This is a genomic window from Zavarzinia aquatilis, assembly GCF_003173035.1.
Lineage (GTDB): Bacteria > Pseudomonadota > Alphaproteobacteria > Zavarziniales > Zavarziniaceae > Zavarzinia > Zavarzinia aquatilis.
Window position 1 is genome coordinate 180,377 of the sequence record NZ_QGLE01000003.1, and the last position, 18,868, is coordinate 199,244.

General features: G+C 65.3%; 21 protein-coding genes. 19 read left to right on the plus strand and 2 right to left on the minus strand.

Going from position 1 to position 18,868, the window contains the following annotated elements; all coding sequences use genetic code 11:
* Nucleotides 1-8: 8 nt before the first annotated feature.
* The 15 genes from DKG74_RS07165 to lysC all read left to right on the plus strand — a co-directional run bounded on the left by DKG74_RS07165 (nt 9) and on the right by lysC (nt 12,733).
* Nucleotides 9-293 (plus strand): hypothetical protein, encoded by a 285-nt coding sequence (locus DKG74_RS07165; protein WP_109904148.1) that lies wholly within the window; start codon nt 9-11, stop codon nt 291-293.
* A 59-nt stretch (nt 294-352) separates the two neighbouring features.
* Nucleotides 353-3,160 carry a tape measure protein gene (locus tag DKG74_RS07170; RefSeq protein WP_109904150.1) on the plus strand — a complete coding sequence of 936 codons (2,808 nt, stop codon included), beginning with the start codon at nt 353-355 and terminating at the stop codon, nt 3,158-3,160.
* A gap of 3 nt (nt 3,161-3,163) precedes the next feature.
* Nucleotides 3,164-3,877 (plus strand): hypothetical protein, encoded by a 714-nt coding sequence (locus DKG74_RS07175; RefSeq protein WP_109904152.1) that lies wholly within the window; start codon nt 3,164-3,166, stop codon nt 3,875-3,877.
* Nucleotides 3,874-4,500 (plus strand): hypothetical protein, encoded by a 627-nt coding sequence (locus DKG74_RS07180; protein WP_109904154.1) that lies wholly within the window; start codon nt 3,874-3,876, stop codon nt 4,498-4,500. Before DKG74_RS07175 ends, DKG74_RS07180 begins: the two co-directional genes overlap by 4 nt.
* A gap of 2 nt (nt 4,501-4,502) precedes the next feature.
* Nucleotides 4,503-4,901 carry a DUF6950 family protein gene (locus DKG74_RS07185; protein WP_133251529.1) on the plus strand — a complete coding sequence of 133 codons (399 nt, stop codon included), beginning with the start codon at nt 4,503-4,505 and terminating at the stop codon, nt 4,899-4,901.
* Entirely contained in the window at nt 4,898-7,174 is a 2,277-nt protein-coding gene (locus DKG74_RS07190) for a phage tail protein (RefSeq protein ID WP_165837575.1), read from the plus strand. The genes DKG74_RS07185 and DKG74_RS07190 overlap by 4 nt, the downstream gene beginning before the upstream one ends.
* Nucleotides 7,174-7,812 carry a hypothetical protein gene (locus DKG74_RS07195; RefSeq protein ID WP_109904160.1) on the plus strand — a complete coding sequence of 213 codons (639 nt, stop codon included), beginning with the start codon at nt 7,174-7,176 and terminating at the stop codon, nt 7,810-7,812. Before DKG74_RS07190 ends, DKG74_RS07195 begins: the two co-directional genes overlap by 1 nt.
* Nucleotides 7,809-8,018, plus strand: coding sequence for a hypothetical protein (locus DKG74_RS07200; RefSeq protein ID WP_133251530.1), 210 nt, complete (start codon nt 7,809-7,811; stop codon nt 8,016-8,018). Before DKG74_RS07195 ends, DKG74_RS07200 begins: the two co-directional genes overlap by 4 nt.
* Before the next feature lie 19 nt (nt 8,019-8,037).
* Nucleotides 8,038-10,848 carry an SGNH/GDSL hydrolase family protein gene (locus DKG74_RS07205; protein WP_109904164.1) on the plus strand — a complete coding sequence of 937 codons (2,811 nt, stop codon included), beginning with the start codon at nt 8,038-8,040 and terminating at the stop codon, nt 10,846-10,848.
* A gap of 65 nt (nt 10,849-10,913) precedes the next feature.
* The gene (locus tag DKG74_RS07210; protein ID WP_133251531.1) at nt 10,914-11,231 is read left to right on the plus strand and encodes a phage holin family protein; all 318 of its coding nucleotides are present in this window, start codon (nt 10,914-10,916) and stop codon (nt 11,229-11,231) included.
* The gene (locus tag DKG74_RS07215; RefSeq protein ID WP_109904168.1) at nt 11,228-11,446 is read left to right on the plus strand and encodes a hypothetical protein; all 219 of its coding nucleotides are present in this window, start codon (nt 11,228-11,230) and stop codon (nt 11,444-11,446) included. Before DKG74_RS07210 ends, DKG74_RS07215 begins: the two co-directional genes overlap by 4 nt.
* A 2-nt stretch (nt 11,447-11,448) precedes the next feature.
* Entirely contained in the window at nt 11,449-11,703 is a 255-nt protein-coding gene (locus tag DKG74_RS07220) for a DUF7940 domain-containing protein (RefSeq protein WP_109904170.1), read from the plus strand.
* A complete protein-coding gene (locus DKG74_RS07225; RefSeq protein WP_207779277.1) occupies nt 11,687-12,187 on the plus strand; it encodes a lysozyme in 501 nt (166 codons plus the stop codon). Before DKG74_RS07220 ends, DKG74_RS07225 begins: the two co-directional genes overlap by 17 nt.
* Nucleotides 12,184-12,558 (plus strand): hypothetical protein, encoded by a 375-nt coding sequence (locus DKG74_RS07230; protein ID WP_109904174.1) that lies wholly within the window; start codon nt 12,184-12,186, stop codon nt 12,556-12,558. Before DKG74_RS07225 ends, DKG74_RS07230 begins: the two co-directional genes overlap by 4 nt.
* Nucleotides 12,443-12,733 carry an Rz1-like lysis system protein LysC gene (lysC, locus tag DKG74_RS22500; RefSeq protein ID WP_423841694.1) on the plus strand — a complete coding sequence of 97 codons (291 nt, stop codon included), beginning with the start codon at nt 12,443-12,445 and terminating at the stop codon, nt 12,731-12,733. Before DKG74_RS07230 ends, lysC begins: the two co-directional genes overlap by 116 nt.
* A gap of 145 nt (nt 12,734-12,878) precedes the next feature.
* Here lysC and DKG74_RS07235 read toward each other — a convergent pair whose 3' ends face one another.
* Nucleotides 12,879-13,436 (minus strand): hypothetical protein, encoded by a 558-nt coding sequence (locus DKG74_RS07235; protein ID WP_109904176.1) that lies wholly within the window; start codon nt 13,434-13,436, stop codon nt 12,879-12,881.
* Entirely contained in the window at nt 13,436-13,714 is a 279-nt protein-coding gene (locus DKG74_RS07240; RefSeq protein WP_133251532.1) for a hypothetical protein, read from the minus strand. Before DKG74_RS07240 ends, DKG74_RS07235 begins: the two co-directional genes overlap by 1 nt.
* Before the next feature lie 190 nt (nt 13,715-13,904).
* Between DKG74_RS07240 and DKG74_RS07245 the strand changes: the two genes are divergently transcribed.
* From DKG74_RS07245 to DKG74_RS22390, 4 genes are all read left to right on the plus strand, one after another.
* Nucleotides 13,905-14,267, plus strand: coding sequence for a hypothetical protein (locus DKG74_RS07245; protein WP_109904180.1), 363 nt, complete (start codon nt 13,905-13,907; stop codon nt 14,265-14,267).
* Nucleotides 14,268-14,269: 2 nt separating this feature from the next.
* Nucleotides 14,270-14,680, plus strand: coding sequence for a hypothetical protein (locus tag DKG74_RS07250; RefSeq protein WP_109904182.1), 411 nt, complete (start codon nt 14,270-14,272; stop codon nt 14,678-14,680).
* The gene (locus DKG74_RS07255) at nt 14,680-15,132 is read left to right on the plus strand and encodes a hypothetical protein (RefSeq protein WP_109904184.1); all 453 of its coding nucleotides are present in this window, start codon (nt 14,680-14,682) and stop codon (nt 15,130-15,132) included. Before DKG74_RS07250 ends, DKG74_RS07255 begins: the two co-directional genes overlap by 1 nt.
* Nucleotides 15,133-15,784: 652 nt before the next feature.
* Nucleotides 15,785-18,805, plus strand: a complete 3,021-nt coding sequence (locus DKG74_RS22390; protein ID WP_109904186.1) for a calcium-binding protein — start codon at nt 15,785-15,787, stop codon at nt 18,803-18,805.
* The last annotated feature ends 63 nt before the right edge of the window (nt 18,806-18,868 follow it).

Consider the following 18,868-nt stretch of genomic DNA (forward strand, 5'->3'; position numbering starts at 1 on the left):
GAGCGGCAATGACGACGGTTCCTTCCGCGGCGCGCTGCGAACTGGATTTCGAAACCATGCTGTTCCAGCTGGAAGGGGTAAGCGATCTTCTCATTGAGGAAGCGGACAGGATCTCCACCGATCTTCTGCAGATGAAAAAAATGGGGGTATTGCCTCAGTGCGCATCCGTCGCATCTCTTAGCTTTCTGGTGGAATCGTTACGCGGTTTGGTCGCCGCGCTGCCGCAGGCTTGGCTCGACGAGGTAAATGACCGGGTTTCTGCCAACGCAAGCCTGGCGCGCCATCGGTCTTGATGGTGCTTATCGAGACTTCAAGGCGCCCCTGACCGGGCGCCTTTTTTCATGGGTGAAACATGGCCACGGATGTCGAAAAACTGATCGTCGTGCTCGAAGCGAAGGCCAATGCCTTCGAGAAGCAGATGGCGAAGGCGGCCAATGTGGCGGCGCAGCGATCCGCCGAAATCAAGCGCCGCTTTGACGAAATGAACAAGCGGTCGTCCTCGGCCTTTTCCGGCCTCGACGGCTCCATCGCCCGGGCACGCGCCGGCCTGCTGCAATTGGGCGCGGCCTTCGCCGGGGTGCAGGGCATCGAGGCGGCGGGCCGTCTCGCCGATGGTTACACCCGCTTCGCCAACACCCTGAAGGTGGCGGGGCTGGAAGGGCAGGCCTTCGCGCAGGTCGAGGATGATCTGTTCGCCGCCGCGAATCGCAATGGCGTCGAGGTTGAAAGCCTGGGGCAGGTCTATGCCCGTGCCAGCCTCGCGGCGAAGTCCCTGGGCGCGACACAGGATCAGCTCAAGACCTTCGTCGACGGCGTGTCGGCGGCGGTCCGCATTCAAGGGACATCGACCGCGGCGGCCTCGGGCGCCTTGCTCCAGCTCTCGCAGGGGCTGGGCTCGGGGGTATTCCGGGCGGAAGAATTCAATAGCGTGCTCGAAGGCCTGCCGGTCATCGCGCAGGCGGTCGCCAACAACCTCGCGGCGGCCGGCGGTTCGGTGGCAAGGCTGCGCACCCTGATCGCCGATGGTAAGGTCACCTCGCAGGACTTCTTCCAGGCCTTCCTGAAGGGCGCGGGGCAACTCGAAGGGCAGGCCGGGAAGGCGACGCTGACCCTGTCTGGCGCCTTCACGGTGCTCGAAAATCAGCTTCTGCGGGGCGCGGGCGCGGTCGACAAGGCGACGGGCGCGACGGCGATCTTGTCGGGGGCGATCACCTATCTCGCCAATAACCTCGACGTGGCGGCAGTCGCGCTGACGGCCATCGGAATCGCGCTGGTATCGCGCGCGATCCCGGCCCTCTTCGCGGCCACGGCGCGGATGCGGGCCTTCGCGGCCTCGGCCGGAGCGGCGACCATCGCGGCGCGAGGCTTCGGCGCGCTGAGCGCAGCCCTTGGCGGCCCGGTCGGTATCGCGCTGACGGCGGTGGCAGCGACCTTCGCCCTGGTGACGGCGCGCGCAGCGGAGACGGGTGCCAGAACCGATGAAGCCGCGCAGATCCTCGATCGCCTCGGCATCAAGGCACGGGAGGCTGCCGGCAAGATCGACGACGTGTCCGGCGCGTTGAATCGGATGCCTCTTGAAAAAAAACGGGAGGAAGCGAGGAAGCTCGCAGATGAGTTGGATCGCCTGACGACCAATCGGGGGGGGATTGGCGGTCTTGGTGCCGACAACCTCAACACGATGATCGGCGAGATTTTCCGGCTTCGTGCCGGCAGCGGGGAGCGGATTGTCAACTCCGCCGCGGGTCAGGAATTGCTCGATATCGCGCAGGCAGCACGGGACGGCACGCAGGAAGCCGCCGCCCTTCAGCGCAGGCTGGACGATGTTTCACGGCAAGAAATATCGCCGGATGTCGACAAGCTGATCGGGCGGTTGCGTGAGGCCATATCCCAGACGGAACGGCTTCGTCGTGGCATCGAGACCCTGAATGAAGCTGCCCCGACGGCAGCCCCCGTCGCGCCCTACGGTCGGGATCGCGCGGCCCCTGATCCGCAAAGCGTTTATAACCGATATATCCGGGAGCAGAGGGAGCTTGCCCGGCTTGGAGCTCGTGCCCGCGACGTTGCTCAGGAAATGGATCGTCTCCGGCGCGATGCGGCGGCCTCTGGCATTCAGATTCCCGATGAACTCGCGCTTCGCCGTGATGCGGAGAAGGTGGTCGCGGATCGTGAGGCGACGGCGGCCCGCGAGCGTGCCGCCAGGAAAAAGGCCGACCCGTCCGACATCCCGATGCAGGATGCGGCGGACCAGTTTTTTCGCCAGCAGGTCCAGCAGCGGCAGGGGCTGGACGATCTGCGCGCGTCCTATGCGGCGGAAACGGCTGAGGTTACGAACAATACCGCCGCCCTGTCGAAGAACGAGCATGACCGGGCCGTCGCCCTCGAAACCTATCGGCTGGAACAGCAGTATCTCGAACAGGGCGTGACCAATCTGTCGGCCTATCGCGGCGAGATCGCCGCCCTGGCCGAAGCGCGGGTCGCGGCCAACGAGACCAATGCCCGCGCGGTCGAGACGATGCGGCAGGAACAGGAAATGTGGGATTTTCTGGGCCAGCAGAGCGTGACCGCCCTGACCGACATCATCACCAACAGCAAGAACGCGGCGGACGCGGTCGAGAACCTGGGCAAGGCGCTGGCCAACGCGGCCCTGCAGGCGGCGCTGCTCGGCACCGGGCCTTTCGCCGGTCTGCTCGGCACGGCGACGTCGGGCGGTGGCGGCGGCGGGCTGTTCGGCCTGATTAGCGCCGGGATCGGCGGTCTTTTCAGCGGTGGTGGCGGGCACGGCACCATCGCGACGAGCCTTGGCGTTTCGGCTGGACCGGTGCGCGGCCATCTGGCGAAGGGCGGGCCGGTGCGCATTGGGGCCTCCTATCTCGTCGGCGAGAAGGGACCTGAGCTGTTCACACCCGATGCCGGCGGCCGGATCATCCCGAAAATCCCCGATGTCGCCGCCATCAACCGGACGGCCGAACGGGCCAGCCCGCAGCCGCAGCGGATCGAGACCAGCTTTCGCCAGACCATCGACCTGCGCGGCGCCAACGGCGACGAAACCATTGCCCGCATCGCCCGCGAGGAAGCGCAGAAGGGCGCGGCGATGGCGATCAAGGCCAGCGACCAGCGATTCGCCGCGCGCCTCGCCAAACAGCAGAAATACGGGCGCTGATCCATGACCCATGAGCTGGCCCCCGTCATGCACAAGGCGCGGCGGGTCAACTGGCGCCTGTCGTCGCTCTTGAACGAGGGGCCGCGCTCACTATCGGGCGTAACCTCGCGCGCCCGGATCGACGGCGGCGCCGGGTTGTGGGCGGCGGAATTCGTTGACGTGCCCCTGCGCGGCCGGGACGATTTCGCGCAGTGGGCGGCGATGGAAGCCCTGCTGGACGGTGGGGCCGAGCCGGTGATCGTCCCGGTATGCGACCCCCGGCTCGTGCCCTGGCCGCTGTATCAGGGGCGTGCGGTGACCGCGCTCGACCAGGTGCCGCATTCGGACGGCGCGTTCTTCAGCGATGCGACGGGTTATTCGACCGATGTCATCGTCGCCCGCTTCGCCGCGGCGGCCCCGGCGGGGGCGACCACGGTGCAGATCGAGGTCTTGCGATCCGGGGCGTTTCGAGGCGGCGAGCGCTTCTCGGTGCTGCACCCGGCGTTCGGCTGGCGTCTCTATGTTATCCGCAGCATCGAGGCGACGGCGGGCGCGGTCATGACGGTGACGATCCGCGCGCCGCTGTGGGAGGCGGTCGCGGCGGCGGATGCCGCGATTTTCGACCGGCCGCGCTGCACCATGGTCCTGGCGGCGGCGGATGGTTTCGAGCGGGACACCGATCTTCGGCGCTTCGGCACCGGTTCGGCCTCCTTCATCGAGTTCGGGGGCGTGCCGTGAGCGTCTATATCGACGAGGCGCTGGCGGCGGCGCTGGCCGATCCGGCCGCGCGTTTCGGCATCTTCTTCCGCTGTCAGGGGGACACGTCGGCGACCAGCCTGCGCCTGTGGTCCGGCGTGCAGGCGCGCGCCGGCGAGATGCGCTCGGGCGCCGTCGTCGTCGCCGGGGCAGAGGATTACATCGGCCTTGGCGTGCTGCTCGACGCACCGGATATCGACCATATCGTGGATGGCACGGCGGACGATGTCTCGTTCCGGCTGTCCGGCGTACCGCCGACGGTCGAAGCCTATGTCGCCGGGGGCGCGGTCAAGGTTCGGGGGCGCCGGGTCAATCTGGGGCTGATGGCCTTCAACCGGGATTGGTCGCCTGTAACTCCGATCATTCCGGTCGCGCAATATACGGCCTCGCATCTCTCGATTTCGAGCGCGCCGGGCGATGGGCCGGCGGCGCCGAACACGGTGACCCTGACGCTGGTTTGCAAAAACGGCGACACCTCCCGGTCGCGCGGACAGCCGCTGCACTGGGTGCCGAACCAGTGGAAGGCGCTGCACGAGGGGTCGACCTTCACTAACCTGACGCCCCGATATCAGCGGGGCGCGACCGTGACCTGGCCGACATTCTGATGATGCTGCGCGATTACCTCGAATCCTGCTGCCGGCGGCGGTGGGAATGGGGCAGCCATGACTGCACGCTGTTCGCCGCCGACTGGGTGCTGGCGGTGACCGGTACCGATCCGGCCGCGGGCTGGCGCGGGCGATACGGCAGCGCGGACGAGTGTCGGGCGCGCCTCCTCAACGCGGGAGGGCTCGAAGCCGTCGTGGCGCGGGCGATGACGGCGGCGCGCTTCAGCGAGACGGATGCCCCGGTGACGGGCGATGTCGGCCTCGTGCGGGCGCCGACCGCCCTGGACGGCATGGGCGTGGTCTCGGCGATCCGCCAGGGCGACCTGTGGGTGGTGCGCGGCATCCGCCGGCTGCTCGCCGCGCCGTTCCCGACGGCCCGGGCATGGAGGGTTGCCGCATGATCCTGCTGATCGTCACGCTCGCCGGCCTGCTGGTGCCGCGCGTGGCCCTGGCCGATCCGGTGACGGCGGCCATTGCCACCTTCCTCGCGACCTATATCGGCGCGGAGGCGGCGGCGATTGTCGCGGCTGTGATCGTGCAGGTCGCGGTCGCCGCTATCTCCATCGGCATCATGTCGCTGCTGACGCCGCGCCCGAAGCTGCCCGATCCGGCGGACGGCACGGTGCCGGTGCAGGAGCCGGTGCCGGCGGTCCTCTATGCCGTCGGAACCTGTCGCGTCGCCGGCAAGACGATGGTGAAGGAGGCCAGCCTGGGAACGCTCTGGCGCGTCTCGGCCCTGAAGCAGGGGCCTTGTGTCGAAATGCAGCGCTACTGGATCGGCGATGACGAGGTTTCGCTGGCGCCCTGGATCATCGACCCGCGGCGCCGCGTAACGCTCGATACCTATTCCGATCATCGGTTCTGGGACATGGGCTTCGGCAACGAGAATTCGCGCCCGCGCGTCCATGTCTGGACCCATGACGGCGGGCCGATGCCGGCCTCGACCGCCGCCGAAGACAATCCGGCGACCTGGATGATCGAGGCGGCGCCCGCCGTGATGACGTCGGGCTTTCGCGCCGACGGGGTCTGCGCCATCGGCTGGGCTTGCCTGCCGGTCGGGGCGGAACGGTTTCAGGCGGTCTATGTCGGCGGCGATCCCGTCATGTCGGTGTCGGGGCGCTGGCAGGCGATATGGGACCCGCGTGACGAAGGGCAGAACCCCGAGGATGAGGCGACGTGGGGGTATTCCGCTAATCCGGTGCTGGTCCGCATCTGGTACGAGTGCTGGTGCCCCCATGGCCCGCAGCGGCCCTATGCCGAGGTGGTCTTGCCCCGCCTCGATCTGTGGATGGCACAGGCCGATGCCTGCGACGACCTCGTCCCGCAACGGGCGGGCGGCACGGCGCCCCGCTATGCGTGTCATTTCTGGTGGGACGCGGAGACGGACAGGGCCAGCGTGCGCGCTTCTATCATGGCGAGTTGCGATGGCTGGGATTGCGAGTTCGGCGACGGCAGCATGATCATGATAGTCGGCAAGTATATCGAGCCGACCGTCGTCCTGACCGATGACGATATCTGCGGCTATTCCATCGACGACGACGAGAACGACAGCGATTACATCAATCATCTGGCGATCCAGTATACATCGCCCGATCAGGGCTTCGGCGCGGTCTCGGCGGAGCCGTGGCGCGACGATGCCTCCATCGTCGAATATGGCTACAGGTCGCAGTCCATCGACCTGTGGCAGGTGCATAATCTGTCGCAGGCGCGCCGGCTGGGCAAGCGCATGGTCGACCGCTCGACGGCGTCGCTGCGCGGCACCCTGATATGCCGGCTTTCGGCCCTGCGGACCATCGGCCATCGCTGGGTCAGGGTACGGTCGGAACGGGTGCCGCGCCTGTCCGATGTCGTCGTCGAGATTGGCGGGCAGACGACGTCGCTGGCGCAGTTGACGCGGACCCTGAATGTCCGGTCGGTCAACCCGAATGCCATCGACGCCTGGGACGCGACGGACGAGGGCGAGCCACCGCCCGTCGCGGAACGCGTGACGGGAGATGGTGCGCCGCAGGTAACCGGCCTCGTCGCTGCGCCCGTAGCCATCGGCCTCGCGAATGGCGTGACCGGGATCGGCGTTGACCTGGAATGGGACGATTTCGACGAATCGGAGACCTGCAGCTTCGAGGAGCGGCATCGCGTCGGATCGGAGCCCTGGGCGTCGTCCAGCCTCGCCGCGGTCACCATCGGATCGGGACTGATCCGGGCGCGGGTTCAGCCGGCGCCCGCCGACGTCACGATCGAATATCAGGTGAGGGTAAGGGCCGGACTGTGGTCGGCCTCAGCCTATGCCGATACATCGACCGACGGCATCGCCCCGGAGCTGCCAAGCGGTCTTTCGGCAACGTCGGCCCTTGGCGACGCGGTGGTGACGTGGCGCAACCCCCGCTCGACGAATTTCGCCGCCGCGACGGTCTGGCGGGCGGCGGCCGGGGATGGCTTCGGCGCGGCGGTACCGGTTGCCAGCGATATAGCCGGCGGCCTTGGCCAGATCATGAGCGTGACCGATCCCGACCTGCCGATCGGGGCTTACGACTATTGGGTGACCGCGGAAAACACGGTCGGTACATCGTCCGCCCCGGCCGGGCCGGTGACGCTGGCGATTGCAACGGATTACATCGCGACAGAGGGGGGTGACCTCATGGTGGATGGACTCGGTAATTATCTGGTGGTGGTCTGATGGCGACCAAGACCTTCAGCGACCTGACCGTCGGCGCGCCAACGCCCGTCGGAGATGAAGTCTTCCCGATTTGGCAGGACGGCGCCTCAAAAAAGCTGACGAGGGCCCAGCTGCTCGACCTGCTCGACCTCGTCATCGGGAGCGACATACAGGGATTCGACGCGGACCTTAGCGCCATCGCCGCGCTTGGCGATGGCCTGCCGAGGCGTGCCGCAGCGGCATGGTCGGCACTGCCCTATGAGGAGGGGACGTGGACGCCGTCGCCAACCTTCACGACGGCGGGTGATCTGGCCATCACATCAAATACTCTGGCCGGCAAGTATCAACGGCTCGGCAACAGGGTCAAGGCCACGCTGGACGGCAATTTCACGCCGACGTGGACGACGGCAAGTGGGAGTTTTGTGATCAATGGCCTGCCATTCGTCACCGGGTCAGTGATCGGCGGCGGTCACATCCAGTCGATCAACGCCCGCTTCGTCGGTTACACCGGCACCCCCGTCGCACGGGTCTCTCCATCCAACTCATTCATCTTGCTGCAAACCAATATCGCGGGTGCCTCGACCGCGACCATGACTGTGGCGAACCTATCGTCCGGTTTCGCCCATACGATCAACCTTGCAGTGGAGTACTGGATTTGACCGTACAGATTGACATGATCGACCGCCACCCCATCGGTCCCATCCAGATCCGCGAGATCGACGAGGCCGGCGACTATCACCGCCGCGTGATCCTGCCCGGGGCCGATATCTCGGCCGAGCCTGCCGAAGTGCAGGCGGCTTGCGCCGATCACTGGACGGCGGAGCGCGTTGCGGTGTGGAAGAGCGCCCAGAGTCTCGCGTCTTAACCGAACGAACGGAAATATCATGACGAATTTCACGGATCTTTACGCCGATGCCTGGCGCGACTATGAAACCGATGGGGTTCCGGCATCCGGTGCATACAAGCCCCGGAAGGTCACGATTCGTGCGCTTGGCCAAGCTCTCGATATGGCCTTGGAGGATATCCGGCAGATTCTCGCCCTCGGGGGCGTGACCGTTTACAAGACGACGCGAGTTTCGCTCTATGCGGATCTTGCCTATGCCGCGGGCACGATCGCGGCGGTCACGCAGGATGGGACCTCGAGTTATAACGGCATCTATGTCAAGGCTGGTGCCAGCGGGTCGGGATCGTGGTCGCAAATCTTTCAGTTTCTCGATTCGGCCGCTGTTCTGGCCAGCCTGACCGCCTATGTCGACGGCGAGATCGACGGCATCTCCGCGCGCGTCGATGCCGTCGAAGGCGATGTCGCGGACCTCATGGCGAATACCGTAGATGGTTATACCGCGCGCCGTGCCGCCGATGCATTGAGTGTATTCGGCGGCGACTTCCGGAACCATACTGCCGATGCCATCGCCAATGCCGCAATCGACACAACGGGCGCGCAGGTCGCTGCGGGCGGTCGATATGCTACCGATTACATCGAGCTTACCTCGACAATGGCCATCACCCGGATGGGTGCCAGTGTCATTGCGGGTTCCCGCGTGCCGATTGCCTTTTACGATGCATCGAAGGCGTTCCTCGGTCACCTCTGGGCGCCGACCGATGTAACCGTATATGATATTGCCGATGCCCCGGCGGGGACGAAATATGCCCGGCTGACGGCTGAAACCGGCGCCGTCCAATATTACGTCTACGATCAGAAATCCGTCGACCTGGTCAGCGATCTGATGTTTACGATTTACGGCACGCCGACGGACAGCGCAGGCGGGCTGTCCAGCCAGTATGTTATCAAATCGACCGGAGCGATCGGTAATTCGGCGTCGTACCTCATGACCGATGCGCTCCCGGTGAGTGCGGACAGCTATGTTTCCTGCGGCGGCGGCCTGATCTCGAATGTCGACAGCCTGCGTTGTCAGATTGCCTTCTATGGCGCTGCGGAAGCCTATCTGGGCAGCCATAATCCGGTGGCGCGAAATCAGACCATCCGGGTTGGCGATCTTTTTCCGACGGCGGAAACCATAAGGATTACTTTCCATGCCGACGATGTCGGCCCGGTCCGCATTGTCAACTCCGGCGCCGGCCTGGCCTTTGCAATGGACATGCTGGCGAATGGCGCGATCGTCAACTACCTTGCCCCATCCCTGGTCTCGGCGGAGCGCCTCAATCTTGTCGGCGGCACGGTGCAGGCCGGTCACCCCTATTTTCGCACAACCGATTACATCCCCGTCACCGAGGGACAGGTCTTTTACGTTTCGGCACAAAACGTCACCGGTCTTGGGGCGGTTGTCGCTGGCTATGACAGCTCCAAGGTCTTTGTTGCCAATCTTTTGATCGGCCCGACGAACAGCGATTTTGTATCTCGACGAGTTACCATCCCTTCTGGTGTGGCGTATATTCGGGCAACCGCGCGCAATGATATGGTGCCATATGCCTTGCTCAGCGTCCGGCCGGCTCAGGTCCTGCAGGAATCGGGAGCTCCAGATATTGTCTATCTCGCGCCCAAGGTAGCCTTTGGCCGGATCGGCGAGCCCCTGTACATGCACGCGCGGGGGATCATCGGTGATCGTGCGGTGCCGCTCGCATGGGCGCCGAGTTCGGGGTCTTTCGACGTTTTCCGCGGTGTCGAGACATTGCAGATTCGCAAGGACAGCGATGCTCCATCGGCCGTCGCGGTGCGGGCAACGGTCGGCAGCGTGCAGGTCGATATCGGCGAAATCTTGCTGGAGATTGTTGACACCGGCTCCGTCACTTCGCCGGCCGCGCCTCTCAATATCGTGGCGATCGGTGACAGCACGATGTCTCAGCTGTCTTCGGGCGATCCGGAGGCGATCGACGGGGATGGCACCATGATCAATGAGGTCTCCCGCCAGTTGACAGGGATCGGCGTCCCCGCACTCTCGACCGGTCCGAGCGAGTGGGGGCCTGTTGTTGCCGGAGACATAAGGCCCGCCCTTGGTCTGGGCAATATCCATTTTCGCGGGACACGCGGAACAGCAACCGTCAAGCATGAGGGGCGTGGTGGATGGAAACCCCTCAGCTATCTTGAGCGTACCGATGCGGTCGGCGGCGATGGTAAATCCAATGCTTTCTGGGATCCCGCGCTGACGCCATGGGGCCCGGAGGGAACGGCGTGGAAGTTCTCGATGAAATATTTCATCGAGAACAACGGATGGGATGTCGGTACTGTCATTTCTGGTGTGGAATCTGACGGGGGAAATCTGCTCGTGATGATTGCCCTCGGTTGGAACGATTGGGCGGCGGGCGTCGATCCGACGGCATCAGCCGGCTATGTCGCTGCCATGATGGACCGAATTCATGTCGAATACCCGGCGGCAACGGTCTGGGTGGTCGGTCTGTGGGCGCCCCCGGAGGGCATCTTCAAAGGCAATACTTCATCTGTCGTGCAGCGGTGGTACTGCGCGGCTGATGTTTTTCGCACTGCCGTGCGGGATTACGGTCTGGCTTATCGCAAGGTGTGCGATGACAGGGATTACGCTGAGTTCATCCAGGTGTCGCACCAGATGGACCCGGATTATTGCTTCAGCCGTGCAAGCATGGCGCCAAATCGGGTCACAACCGACGCATCTCTGGCGATCGAGGGGGCGGGCGACATCGTGCATATGCGTCGGCGCGGTTATGCGATGTGGGCGGACGCCATCACTGACGCGATCCTGTGGCGGTTCTGCAGGCCGTGATCCCGCCCGTAATTTCTTGTGACCAGCCCGCCGCGCGCGGGCTTTTTTATGTCCCGGAGGCCCGCATGGCAACGCCTGATCCCCAGCCGCTCATGGATGTAATCCAGGGCGCGCTCGGTCCCGTCATCTCTGCCGTCATTGGCCGCATCGGCAAGTTGGCCGAAAGGGCGGCGCGAGGCGGCGAGTTCAGCTTGTCCCGCTGGCTGCTCGAGCTGCCGTCGGCCGTCGGCGGCGGCATCATGGCCAGCGGACTCGCCGATTGGCTGGGTGCCAGCCAGACGGTTGCGTGCGCCATCGCCGCGACGGCGGGCTGGATCGGCCCCCGTGTGATCGTGGAGGTCATCCTCGCCCGCCTCAAGGCCGGCAAGGGGGCGGCATCGTGACCGCCTGCCTTGCCCATATCGAGGGCGAAACGGCGACGCTGACCGGTGTGGATCGGGAGGGCATGCCGTTCCTGGTCGAAATCCCGTTCTTCGGCGTCCTCGCCCTCAATCAGCAATGCGCCGTCGCGCTCATGGGTCTTGAGCGCGCCCGGCAAGGGCGGGATGTGACAACAGACGATCCATGGCCCGATCTGGTCGGGCGGGAAGGGGAGTAGCCATGCTGATCGACAATTGGCGGCGCACCTGGTGGCGCCTGTGGTCGGTTCGTCTTGCCGCCGCCGGCACGGCGCTGACGAGCCTGCTGACGCTGTGGCCCGATTCCGCGCTTTACCTCTGGCAGATGATGCCGGACGAGGTTCGGGGTCTGGTGCCGGAGCGGGCCATGACGATGCTGGGCGTCGTGATCTTCGCCGCCTCGATCGTTGCGCGGTTGGTGAAACAGAAGGCATTACATGATGACCCGGAAGAATAAGGCCCTGGCCGGGGTGACCGGTGCCGCCGCCGCCGCGATCCTGTTCGCCATCGTGCCCCAATTCGAGGGCACGATCCTGCGCGGCTATCTCGATCCGGTCGGCATCCCGACGAAATGCATGGGTGACACGACCGACGTCGAGGTCGGCCGACATTACACCGAGGCGGAGTGCCGGGCCTCGCTCGAGGACGAGCTGATCGCCCATGCCGAGCCGGTGCTGGCCTGTGTGCCGCAGCTCGCCGGCCGGACCTATCAGCTCGCCGCTTCCGTCAGCTTTGCCTACAACATAGGGTCCGGCGCCTTCTGCGGCTCGACGGCGGCCCGGCGCTTCCGGGCCGGCGACTGGTGGGGCGGTTGCAAGGCCTTCAATGAGAGCGATTCCGGCCGGCCGCAGTGGGTGACGGCGCGCGGGCGGGTGCTGCCGGGCCTCGTCAAGCGCCGCGCTGCCGAGCGCGCGCTTTGCGAGACGGGGCTTGCGCCATGATCTCGCTGACCGGACTGCTCGCCAATGGTCGCCTGATCGGACTCGGCTTGATCCTGCTCGTCCTAGCGGCGGGCGCGCTCTATATCCGCGCCCTGCGTGCCGATCTCGCCCTGGCCGATCTGCAGGCCGCCGATGCCCGCCGCCTCCAGATCGAGACCGCCGCCGCTCTATCCCGGCTTCGCGCCGATCAGACGGCTTCCCAAGTCGCCCTCGCGGCCGTCGAGGCCGCCCGCCAGAAAGCCGAAACCAATGCCGATGCCCTCCGCCGCCGGATCGCGGCTGCCCCTCGCTCTCGCGCTTGCGTCGACAGCCCTGCTGTCCGCGGGCTGCTCAACGACCTCCGCGCCGGCGCCGCAGGTGATCGTCCCTGAGATCCCGGCGAGCCTGCTGACCTGCTCGCCAGAACCCGCGCCGCCGGCGGCGGATGCCGATGATGCTGGGCTTGCCCTCTGGATCGTCGAGTTGCGGCGGGCCGGGCAGGACTGCCGGAGCCGACTTTCGGGGGTCAGGGTGTGGGCGGACCAAATGAGACAGCCCGGCGGTTAGGCCGGGCTGTCCGAGGATGATTGGTCCTCACAGCGCATTTCGACATCACGTCCCGCGAGGGACGGCAGCGTGTCGACAGCAAAAAATCCTCAGTTTCAACTCACGCGCCATAGCTGGCGGACGGACGATCCTCTTACGGCCTCCGCTACCCGTCAAGCTCGATGATGCCACCCCGCAGCGCAAGCCAGCGCAGGGCCAGAGCGACGGTCGGCGGCGCGCCCTCTGCCTCATAGCGGCGGATATTCCGGCCGGCGTTCTTGCGGCGGCGGACCGGGTCGGGATTATCGGGCGAAAACCCGAGTGCAACTCCCAGCTCTTCGCCGGACATACCGAGGCGGCGGCGGACCTCGGCAAAGACAATCGGGTCCTCATAGGCAAGTCCCCTGGTCGCGCAGTCGGCGGCCACGGCACGCGCCGCCACGGGGTCAAGTGCGATGGCGCTCGACAGGCTCGGGCGGTCGCCTTTGTGGCGGCCCCAGACGATCAGCCCCGGCCCCTCGCCCTCGATGGTCTCGGGGGTGGACCAGTCCGGTCCGACCATGCGCCTCGCCGGCCTTGCGCAGCCGGCATCTTGCGCTGACATCAGGCCTATGCCGGCGCCAAGCTCAGCGCTGACAACATAGAGGATATGGCGCCCGGCCTTGTCGGTGCAGGCGTGGATGGTGGCAACGCCGTCGACGGGACGTCTGGGAATCGTCGGCATCAGATAGCCTCCACCGCGCGGCGGATCGCATTTGCATCGTCCTTGATCGCGTAGACGATCCCGCCCGGGATCAGGTCGATATTGCCGCCGCCAAACACGCGGGCTTCGATATTGCCCTCGCGATCGACATATCGCTTGTCGAGGTAGACGCGGACCTTGCTGCCCTTGGCCCAGACCTTTGCGTCGTAAACCCAGCAGCCGCGACCGACATCTTCGGTGCGATATCCGGTCAGGGCTTTCGCGATCTGTTCGGCGCGGGCGATACGGGGGTCGGTCATGATCTTGTCTCCGGTTTCGGCGGGCTCCATGCCCTGCCGACAAGAGCTATATTAGGATATTTCGTCCTATCATCAAGGGAAGAATAGGACATTAAGACCTATAAATCGCCTTGACGGCGCGTTAGCGGTCAGCTAAAAGGTGATCATTAAGGGCGAGCGATGGGCTGGCCCTCCAGAGCTGGAGGCTCTCATGACCAAGATCACCTGCACCTATGCCTATCCCGCCGATGGCCGTGGCTATCCGGAGAGCGGCTTGACCGCGCTCGAGGTCGCGCAGGCGCGGCTGTCTCACGACGGTCATCGCTATGACCTGCGTCGCGAGGAGGGGGGCTGGCAGCTCTACGTCAGCCAGGGCAGTGTCAACAGCGCGGCCGGAAAGATGGTCGCGGCATGGGACGGTGCGTCACCTTACGGCAAGCTGCTTTTCAGCCGCGCGGCGACAGAATCGGATGCCTGGGACGATCTCGCGCCGCGCATCGTGACTGCGAGCTGGTCGGATGTCCCCGAGGCGATGACAGATGCCGACTATCAGGCCATGATGGCGGAGGGCTGACGATGATGAACGCCTTGCAGAAAGCGGTCGACGTCATCCGGGCGCAGCGCGAAGCGCATCCCGGGCTCGATGAAATCGCGCTGACGCGCTACCCGGATGCCAACACTTTCTATCGCTTGCGGCCGGGCGAGGATTATCTCGCCCATCTGGCCCAGCGGCAGGCCCTGGTCGAATGGTGCGAGGCCGAGGGCTTGCGGGTGATCAATGTCCTCGTGGACGAGGCCGCCACCACGGCGGAAGGTCGCGCGGAAAGCGCTCTCGATCGTCGGGAGCGCATGGTGATCAAGGGTGATGCCTACCGACTGGGGGTCAAGCTGAAGGGCGGATCGCAGGAGCGTCCGGGTGCTGCGCTCGGATGGTCCACGGTGAAGCTGGGCGGCAAGCCGCGCAAGGTCGATGGGGGCGAAGCCTGATGGCGCGGCCGCAACCCACTCCGGACCAACTCGAGGCGTCAGCCGCCGAATTCGATCGCCTTGGCCGGCTGTGGGGCGGCGAGCACTTTGCGTCGTCGCTGGCCCGGGCTCTCGCCGGCGAAGGGCTGCTGACGGACAATATCGACAATGCGGCGACGACGATCCGCCGGTGGCGGTCGGCCAAGCGGATCGTTCCCGACGATGTCGTGGCCTGGCTGACGGCTGCGGTCCAGAGCCGCCCGCGCTGGCTATCGGGGTCCACGGATCTGGGGCAGGCGGCGGTCGTGCACCTTTTACCGCCGCGATTTATCGCCGTCGCCTCCGATCCGTCCCGGCCTCGGTTTGACTGGATTGACCCCCGGCCGAGTCCAAACCCGGCCGGCAAATTGCAGGCTGAAGCGGTCGAGCGGTTACGAATACAGCTTGGACTTGCCTCCGCCGCCGCACAATGACAGGATGATGCCGCGCGAAGGTCTCCCAGTCACCGACCGCGCCAAGGGGATCGGCCCGGCCGGTCCCCTTTATTATTTTTGGCGCATGGGCATGGCGAGCTTTCTGTTTTTCCATGAGCTGCTAAGTCATTGATATTCAATGGCACGAAAATTCGATGTTTTTCCAATATATCATTGATTTCTATTGAAAATATTCAGCTTCCCAAGCTGAGTGTCGTGGGTTCGATTCCCATCGCCCGCTCCATCGCCCCGGCCTTCGACCATTCCCAGCACAGACTTTCGACCGTCCCGGTTCGGTGGGCCGCGCCACGATTCGCGCCCGCCAGAGGCGCGCCCGTTCATCCGTTGCGCCGGTCGCCCGAGTGAGGGGCATGCCATACACATGCTCGCTTCAGTGTGAAATGCTGAAAAGTAATAGTCCAGCACTCTGATACCCAAAATGAGTACCTTGATCTATAGATCATGTGCCTGACGGAAATGAATCCATATTGGGCCATAAATTCAGCAATAAGAACGAGGTGAAATAGAAATAGTTCTGGTTACCCTGGCGCGATACCGCGACACTCCACCGGATTTCTGGAGGTTGTCTTGACGGGCTGGCGAATGCGGCCGCCGTCTTGCGACCGATCCGGGCAGCACGGGGAGCAGGACCATGGCGACCATCATCGGGACCAACGGCAATGACGACGGGATCGACAATCCGACGCTGGACGGCGGGATCGAGAACGATCTGATCCAGGGCCTTGCCGGCAACGACACGCTGAACGGCAGCGATGGTAACGACACGCTGGAAGGCGGCGCCGATAACGACGTGCTGAACGGCGGCCTCGGCAACGACCTGCTGGATGGCGGCACCGGCGATGACACGCTGAACGGCGAATTCAGTAACGACACGCTCATCGGCGGCGCCGGCAACGACACGCTGAACGGCGGCGGTGGCTCGGATGTCCTTTGGGGCGGCGCGGGAAGCGATTTTCTTAACGGCGGCGCCGGCACCGATACTGTTTCCTATATCGATTCAGGGGCCGCCGTCACCGTCACCATCGGCGGTGCTTCCGCGACGGCCAGTGGCGGCGATGCGGATGGCGACGATTTGTCCTCGATCGAGTCCGCCATTGGCTCGGCCTATTCCGATGTCCTGACCTCCCTTAACAGCTCCTCTGTCCTCGAAGGGGCGGGCGGTGCCGATACGATCTCGGGCAACGGCGTGGCGAAGGCGTCCTACAGCCTGTCCGATGCCGGGGTCACGGTCGCGCTCGACATCGATGGCGATGGCACGGGCATCGGCGGCCACGCGCAGGACGACACGCTGACCGGCATCATCGGTCTGATGGGCTCCGCCCATGGCGACACGCTTTCGATCGTCAGCACGGCGAGCCGGACCCTCGCGGGCGGCGGCGGCGACGACACCCTGACGCTGGGCAGTGGCGACGACACGCTGGATGGTGGCACCGGCGACGACACGATGACCGGCGGCGCCGGCAACGACACCTATTACGTCGACAGCGCGAGCGACGTGATCGTGGAGTTGGCGGGCGGCGGCACGGATATGGTCCTGACCTCGTCCAGTTACGCGCTGTCGGACAATATCGAGAATATCTCGACCAGCAATTCCTTCAGCACCGTCGCCCTGGCCCTGACCGGCAACGCGCTCGACAACATCCTGACCGGCGGCAACGGCAACGACACGCTGGAAGGCCGAGGCGGCGCCGATCAACTGATCGGCGGCGCCGGCTTTGACATCGCTTCCTACAGCCTCTCGTCGGCGGCGGTGACCATCGACCTGACGGCAGGCACCATCAGCGGCGGCGACGCGGATGGCGACACATTCTCCAGTATCGAAGGTGTGATCGGTAGCGCCTATAACGACGTGCTGACCGGCAATGGCCAGGGCAACACGCTCGACGGCGGCGACGGCGACGACCTGCTGCAAGGCGGCGGTGCGGGCGACACACTGATCGGCGGCAACGGTATCGATACCGCCAGCTATGCCTCTTCCATTTTCAATGTGGTCGTCAATCTCGCGACTGGCCTCGGTCAGGCCAATGATGCCCATGGCGATACGCTGTCCGGCATCGAGAATCTGATCGGCGGCGCCAGCAACGATGCGCTGACCGGTGACGACGGTGCCAATGTGCTGACTGGCAACGGCGGTAACGACACGCTGACCGGCGGCCTCGGCGACGACACCCTGATCGGCGGCGCCGGCGCCGATGCGCTGACCGGCGGCGACGGTTTCGATACCGCCGATTACACCGCTTCCGCCGCCGGCGTGACGGTCAATCTCGGCGGCGGCGCCGGGGTGGGCGGCGATGCGCAGGGCGATACGTTCACCGCGATGGAAGCCGTGATCGGTTCGGCCCTGGGCGATATTCTGACCGGCAGCGCCGCCGCCAACACCCTGACCGGTGGCGACGGCGACGACACGCTGGCCGGCCTTGGCGGCGCGGACACGCTGTCCGGCGGCAATGGCACGGATACGGTTTCCTATGCTGCTTCGGCCTCGCGCGTGGTGGTCGATCTCGATGCCGGGAAGGCCTATGGCGGCGACGCCGTGGGCGATGTTCTCCTGTCCATCGAGAATCTGACGGGTTCGTCCTTCAACGATATTCTCACCGGCACCGCGGGCGCCAATACCCTCGATGGCGGCGATGGCAACGACCAACTCGTCGGCGGTGCCGGCGGCGATATTCTGAGCGGTGGTGCCGGCCTGGATACGGTCAGTTACATGGGCTCCGCCGCGGGCATCACCATCGATCTCGGCCTCGGCACGGCGAGCGGGGGCGATGCGGCCGGCGATATCCTGTCCAGCATCGAGAATGTCAAAGGCTCGGCCCATGCCGACACGCTGACTGGCGATGCCGGCGCCAACCGGCTTTACGGTCTCGATGGCGATGACGTGATGTCTGGCGGCGACAGCCGCGATGTCCTGACGGGCGGCGCGGGGAACGACACGCTGAACGGGGACGACGGCAACGACGCGCTGCGGGGCGAGGCTGGCGACGACATCATCAACGGCGGTGCCGGCAACGATTCCCTGTCCGGCGGTGCCGGCGACGATACGATGACCGGCGGCACCGGCAACGACAGCTATACCGTCGACAGCGCGGGCGATACGATCGTCGAGCTGGCGGGCGAAGGGAATGACCGCGTTACCTCGACGGCGGCCAGCTACACCCTCTCGGCCGATATCGAGATCCTGGTCCTCAGCGGGGCGGCGCTCAGCGGCACCGGCAACGAGCAGGACAACACGATCCGCGGCAATGCTCTCGACAACCTGCTGATCGGCAATGGTGGCAACGACCGGATCATTGGCGGTGACGGGGCCGACACCATCATCGGCGGGGCTGGCGACGATCAGCTTTATGGCGGCGCGGGCGCGGATGTCTTCGTCTTCGGCCAGCTGGGGGCGGAAGGCGTCGATCGCATCAACGATTGGGAAGACGGCGATATCCTGCAGATCAAGCTGGTCGGCTTCGGGGTCGATGGCGGTGAAACCGTCGATGTCGTCACCGGTACGTCTACCGCCGGGCTGACGGGCAATGTCCTGTTCTATCAGTCGACGACGGGCAAGCTCTATTTCCACGATGGCGAAAGCGATGCCCTGACCCAGTTCGCGCTGCTGGCGACCAAACCGGCCAGTCTGGATATCCTGGATTTCGCGCTGGTCTGAGCACATCCAACCGCCCGTGCCGTGATCCCGGTCACGGCGCGCGCGGTTGGGGCTTGGCGTCTC

What these genes read in the sequence shown, in the direction of transcription:
- DKG74_RS07165 (WP_109904148.1), top strand. Translation starts at nt 9, where the DNA reads ATGACGACGGTTCCTTCCGCGGCGCGCTGCGAACTGGATTTCGAAACC.
- DKG74_RS07170 (WP_109904150.1), top strand. Translation starts at nt 353, where the DNA reads ATGGCCACGGATGTCGAAAAACTGATCGTCGTGCTCGAAGCGAAGGCC.
- DKG74_RS07175 (WP_109904152.1), top strand. Translation starts at nt 3,164, where the DNA reads ATGACCCATGAGCTGGCCCCCGTCATGCACAAGGCGCGGCGGGTCAAC.
- DKG74_RS07185 (WP_133251529.1), top strand. Translation starts at nt 4,503, where the DNA reads ATGCTGCGCGATTACCTCGAATCCTGCTGCCGGCGGCGGTGGGAATGG.
- DKG74_RS07190 (WP_165837575.1), top strand. Translation starts at nt 4,898, where the DNA reads ATGATCCTGCTGATCGTCACGCTCGCCGGCCTGCTGGTGCCGCGCGTG.
- DKG74_RS07195 (WP_109904160.1), top strand. Translation starts at nt 7,174, where the DNA reads ATGGCGACCAAGACCTTCAGCGACCTGACCGTCGGCGCGCCAACGCCC.
- DKG74_RS07205 (WP_109904164.1), top strand. Translation starts at nt 8,038, where the DNA reads ATGACGAATTTCACGGATCTTTACGCCGATGCCTGGCGCGACTATGAA.
- DKG74_RS07210 (WP_133251531.1), top strand. Translation starts at nt 10,914, where the DNA reads ATGGCAACGCCTGATCCCCAGCCGCTCATGGATGTAATCCAGGGCGCG.
- DKG74_RS07220 (WP_109904170.1), top strand. Translation starts at nt 11,449, where the DNA reads ATGCTGATCGACAATTGGCGGCGCACCTGGTGGCGCCTGTGGTCGGTT.
- DKG74_RS07225 (WP_207779277.1), top strand. Translation starts at nt 11,687, where the DNA reads ATGACCCGGAAGAATAAGGCCCTGGCCGGGGTGACCGGTGCCGCCGCC.
- DKG74_RS07230 (WP_109904174.1), top strand. Translation starts at nt 12,184, where the DNA reads ATGATCTCGCTGACCGGACTGCTCGCCAATGGTCGCCTGATCGGACTC.
- lysC (WP_423841694.1), top strand. Translation starts at nt 12,443, where the DNA reads ATGCCCTCCGCCGCCGGATCGCGGCTGCCCCTCGCTCTCGCGCTTGCG.
- DKG74_RS07235 (WP_109904176.1), bottom strand. Translation starts at nt 13,436, where the DNA reads ATGCCGACGATTCCCAGACGTCCCGTCGACGGCGTTGCCACCATCCAC.
- DKG74_RS07240 (WP_133251532.1), bottom strand. Translation starts at nt 13,714, where the DNA reads ATGACCGACCCCCGTATCGCCCGCGCCGAACAGATCGCGAAAGCCCTG.
- DKG74_RS07245 (WP_109904180.1), top strand. Translation starts at nt 13,905, where the DNA reads ATGACCAAGATCACCTGCACCTATGCCTATCCCGCCGATGGCCGTGGC.
- DKG74_RS07250 (WP_109904182.1), top strand. Translation starts at nt 14,270, where the DNA reads ATGATGAACGCCTTGCAGAAAGCGGTCGACGTCATCCGGGCGCAGCGC.
- DKG74_RS07255 (WP_109904184.1), top strand. Translation starts at nt 14,680, where the DNA reads ATGGCGCGGCCGCAACCCACTCCGGACCAACTCGAGGCGTCAGCCGCC.
- DKG74_RS22390 (WP_109904186.1), top strand. Translation starts at nt 15,785, where the DNA reads ATGGCGACCATCATCGGGACCAACGGCAATGACGACGGGATCGACAAT.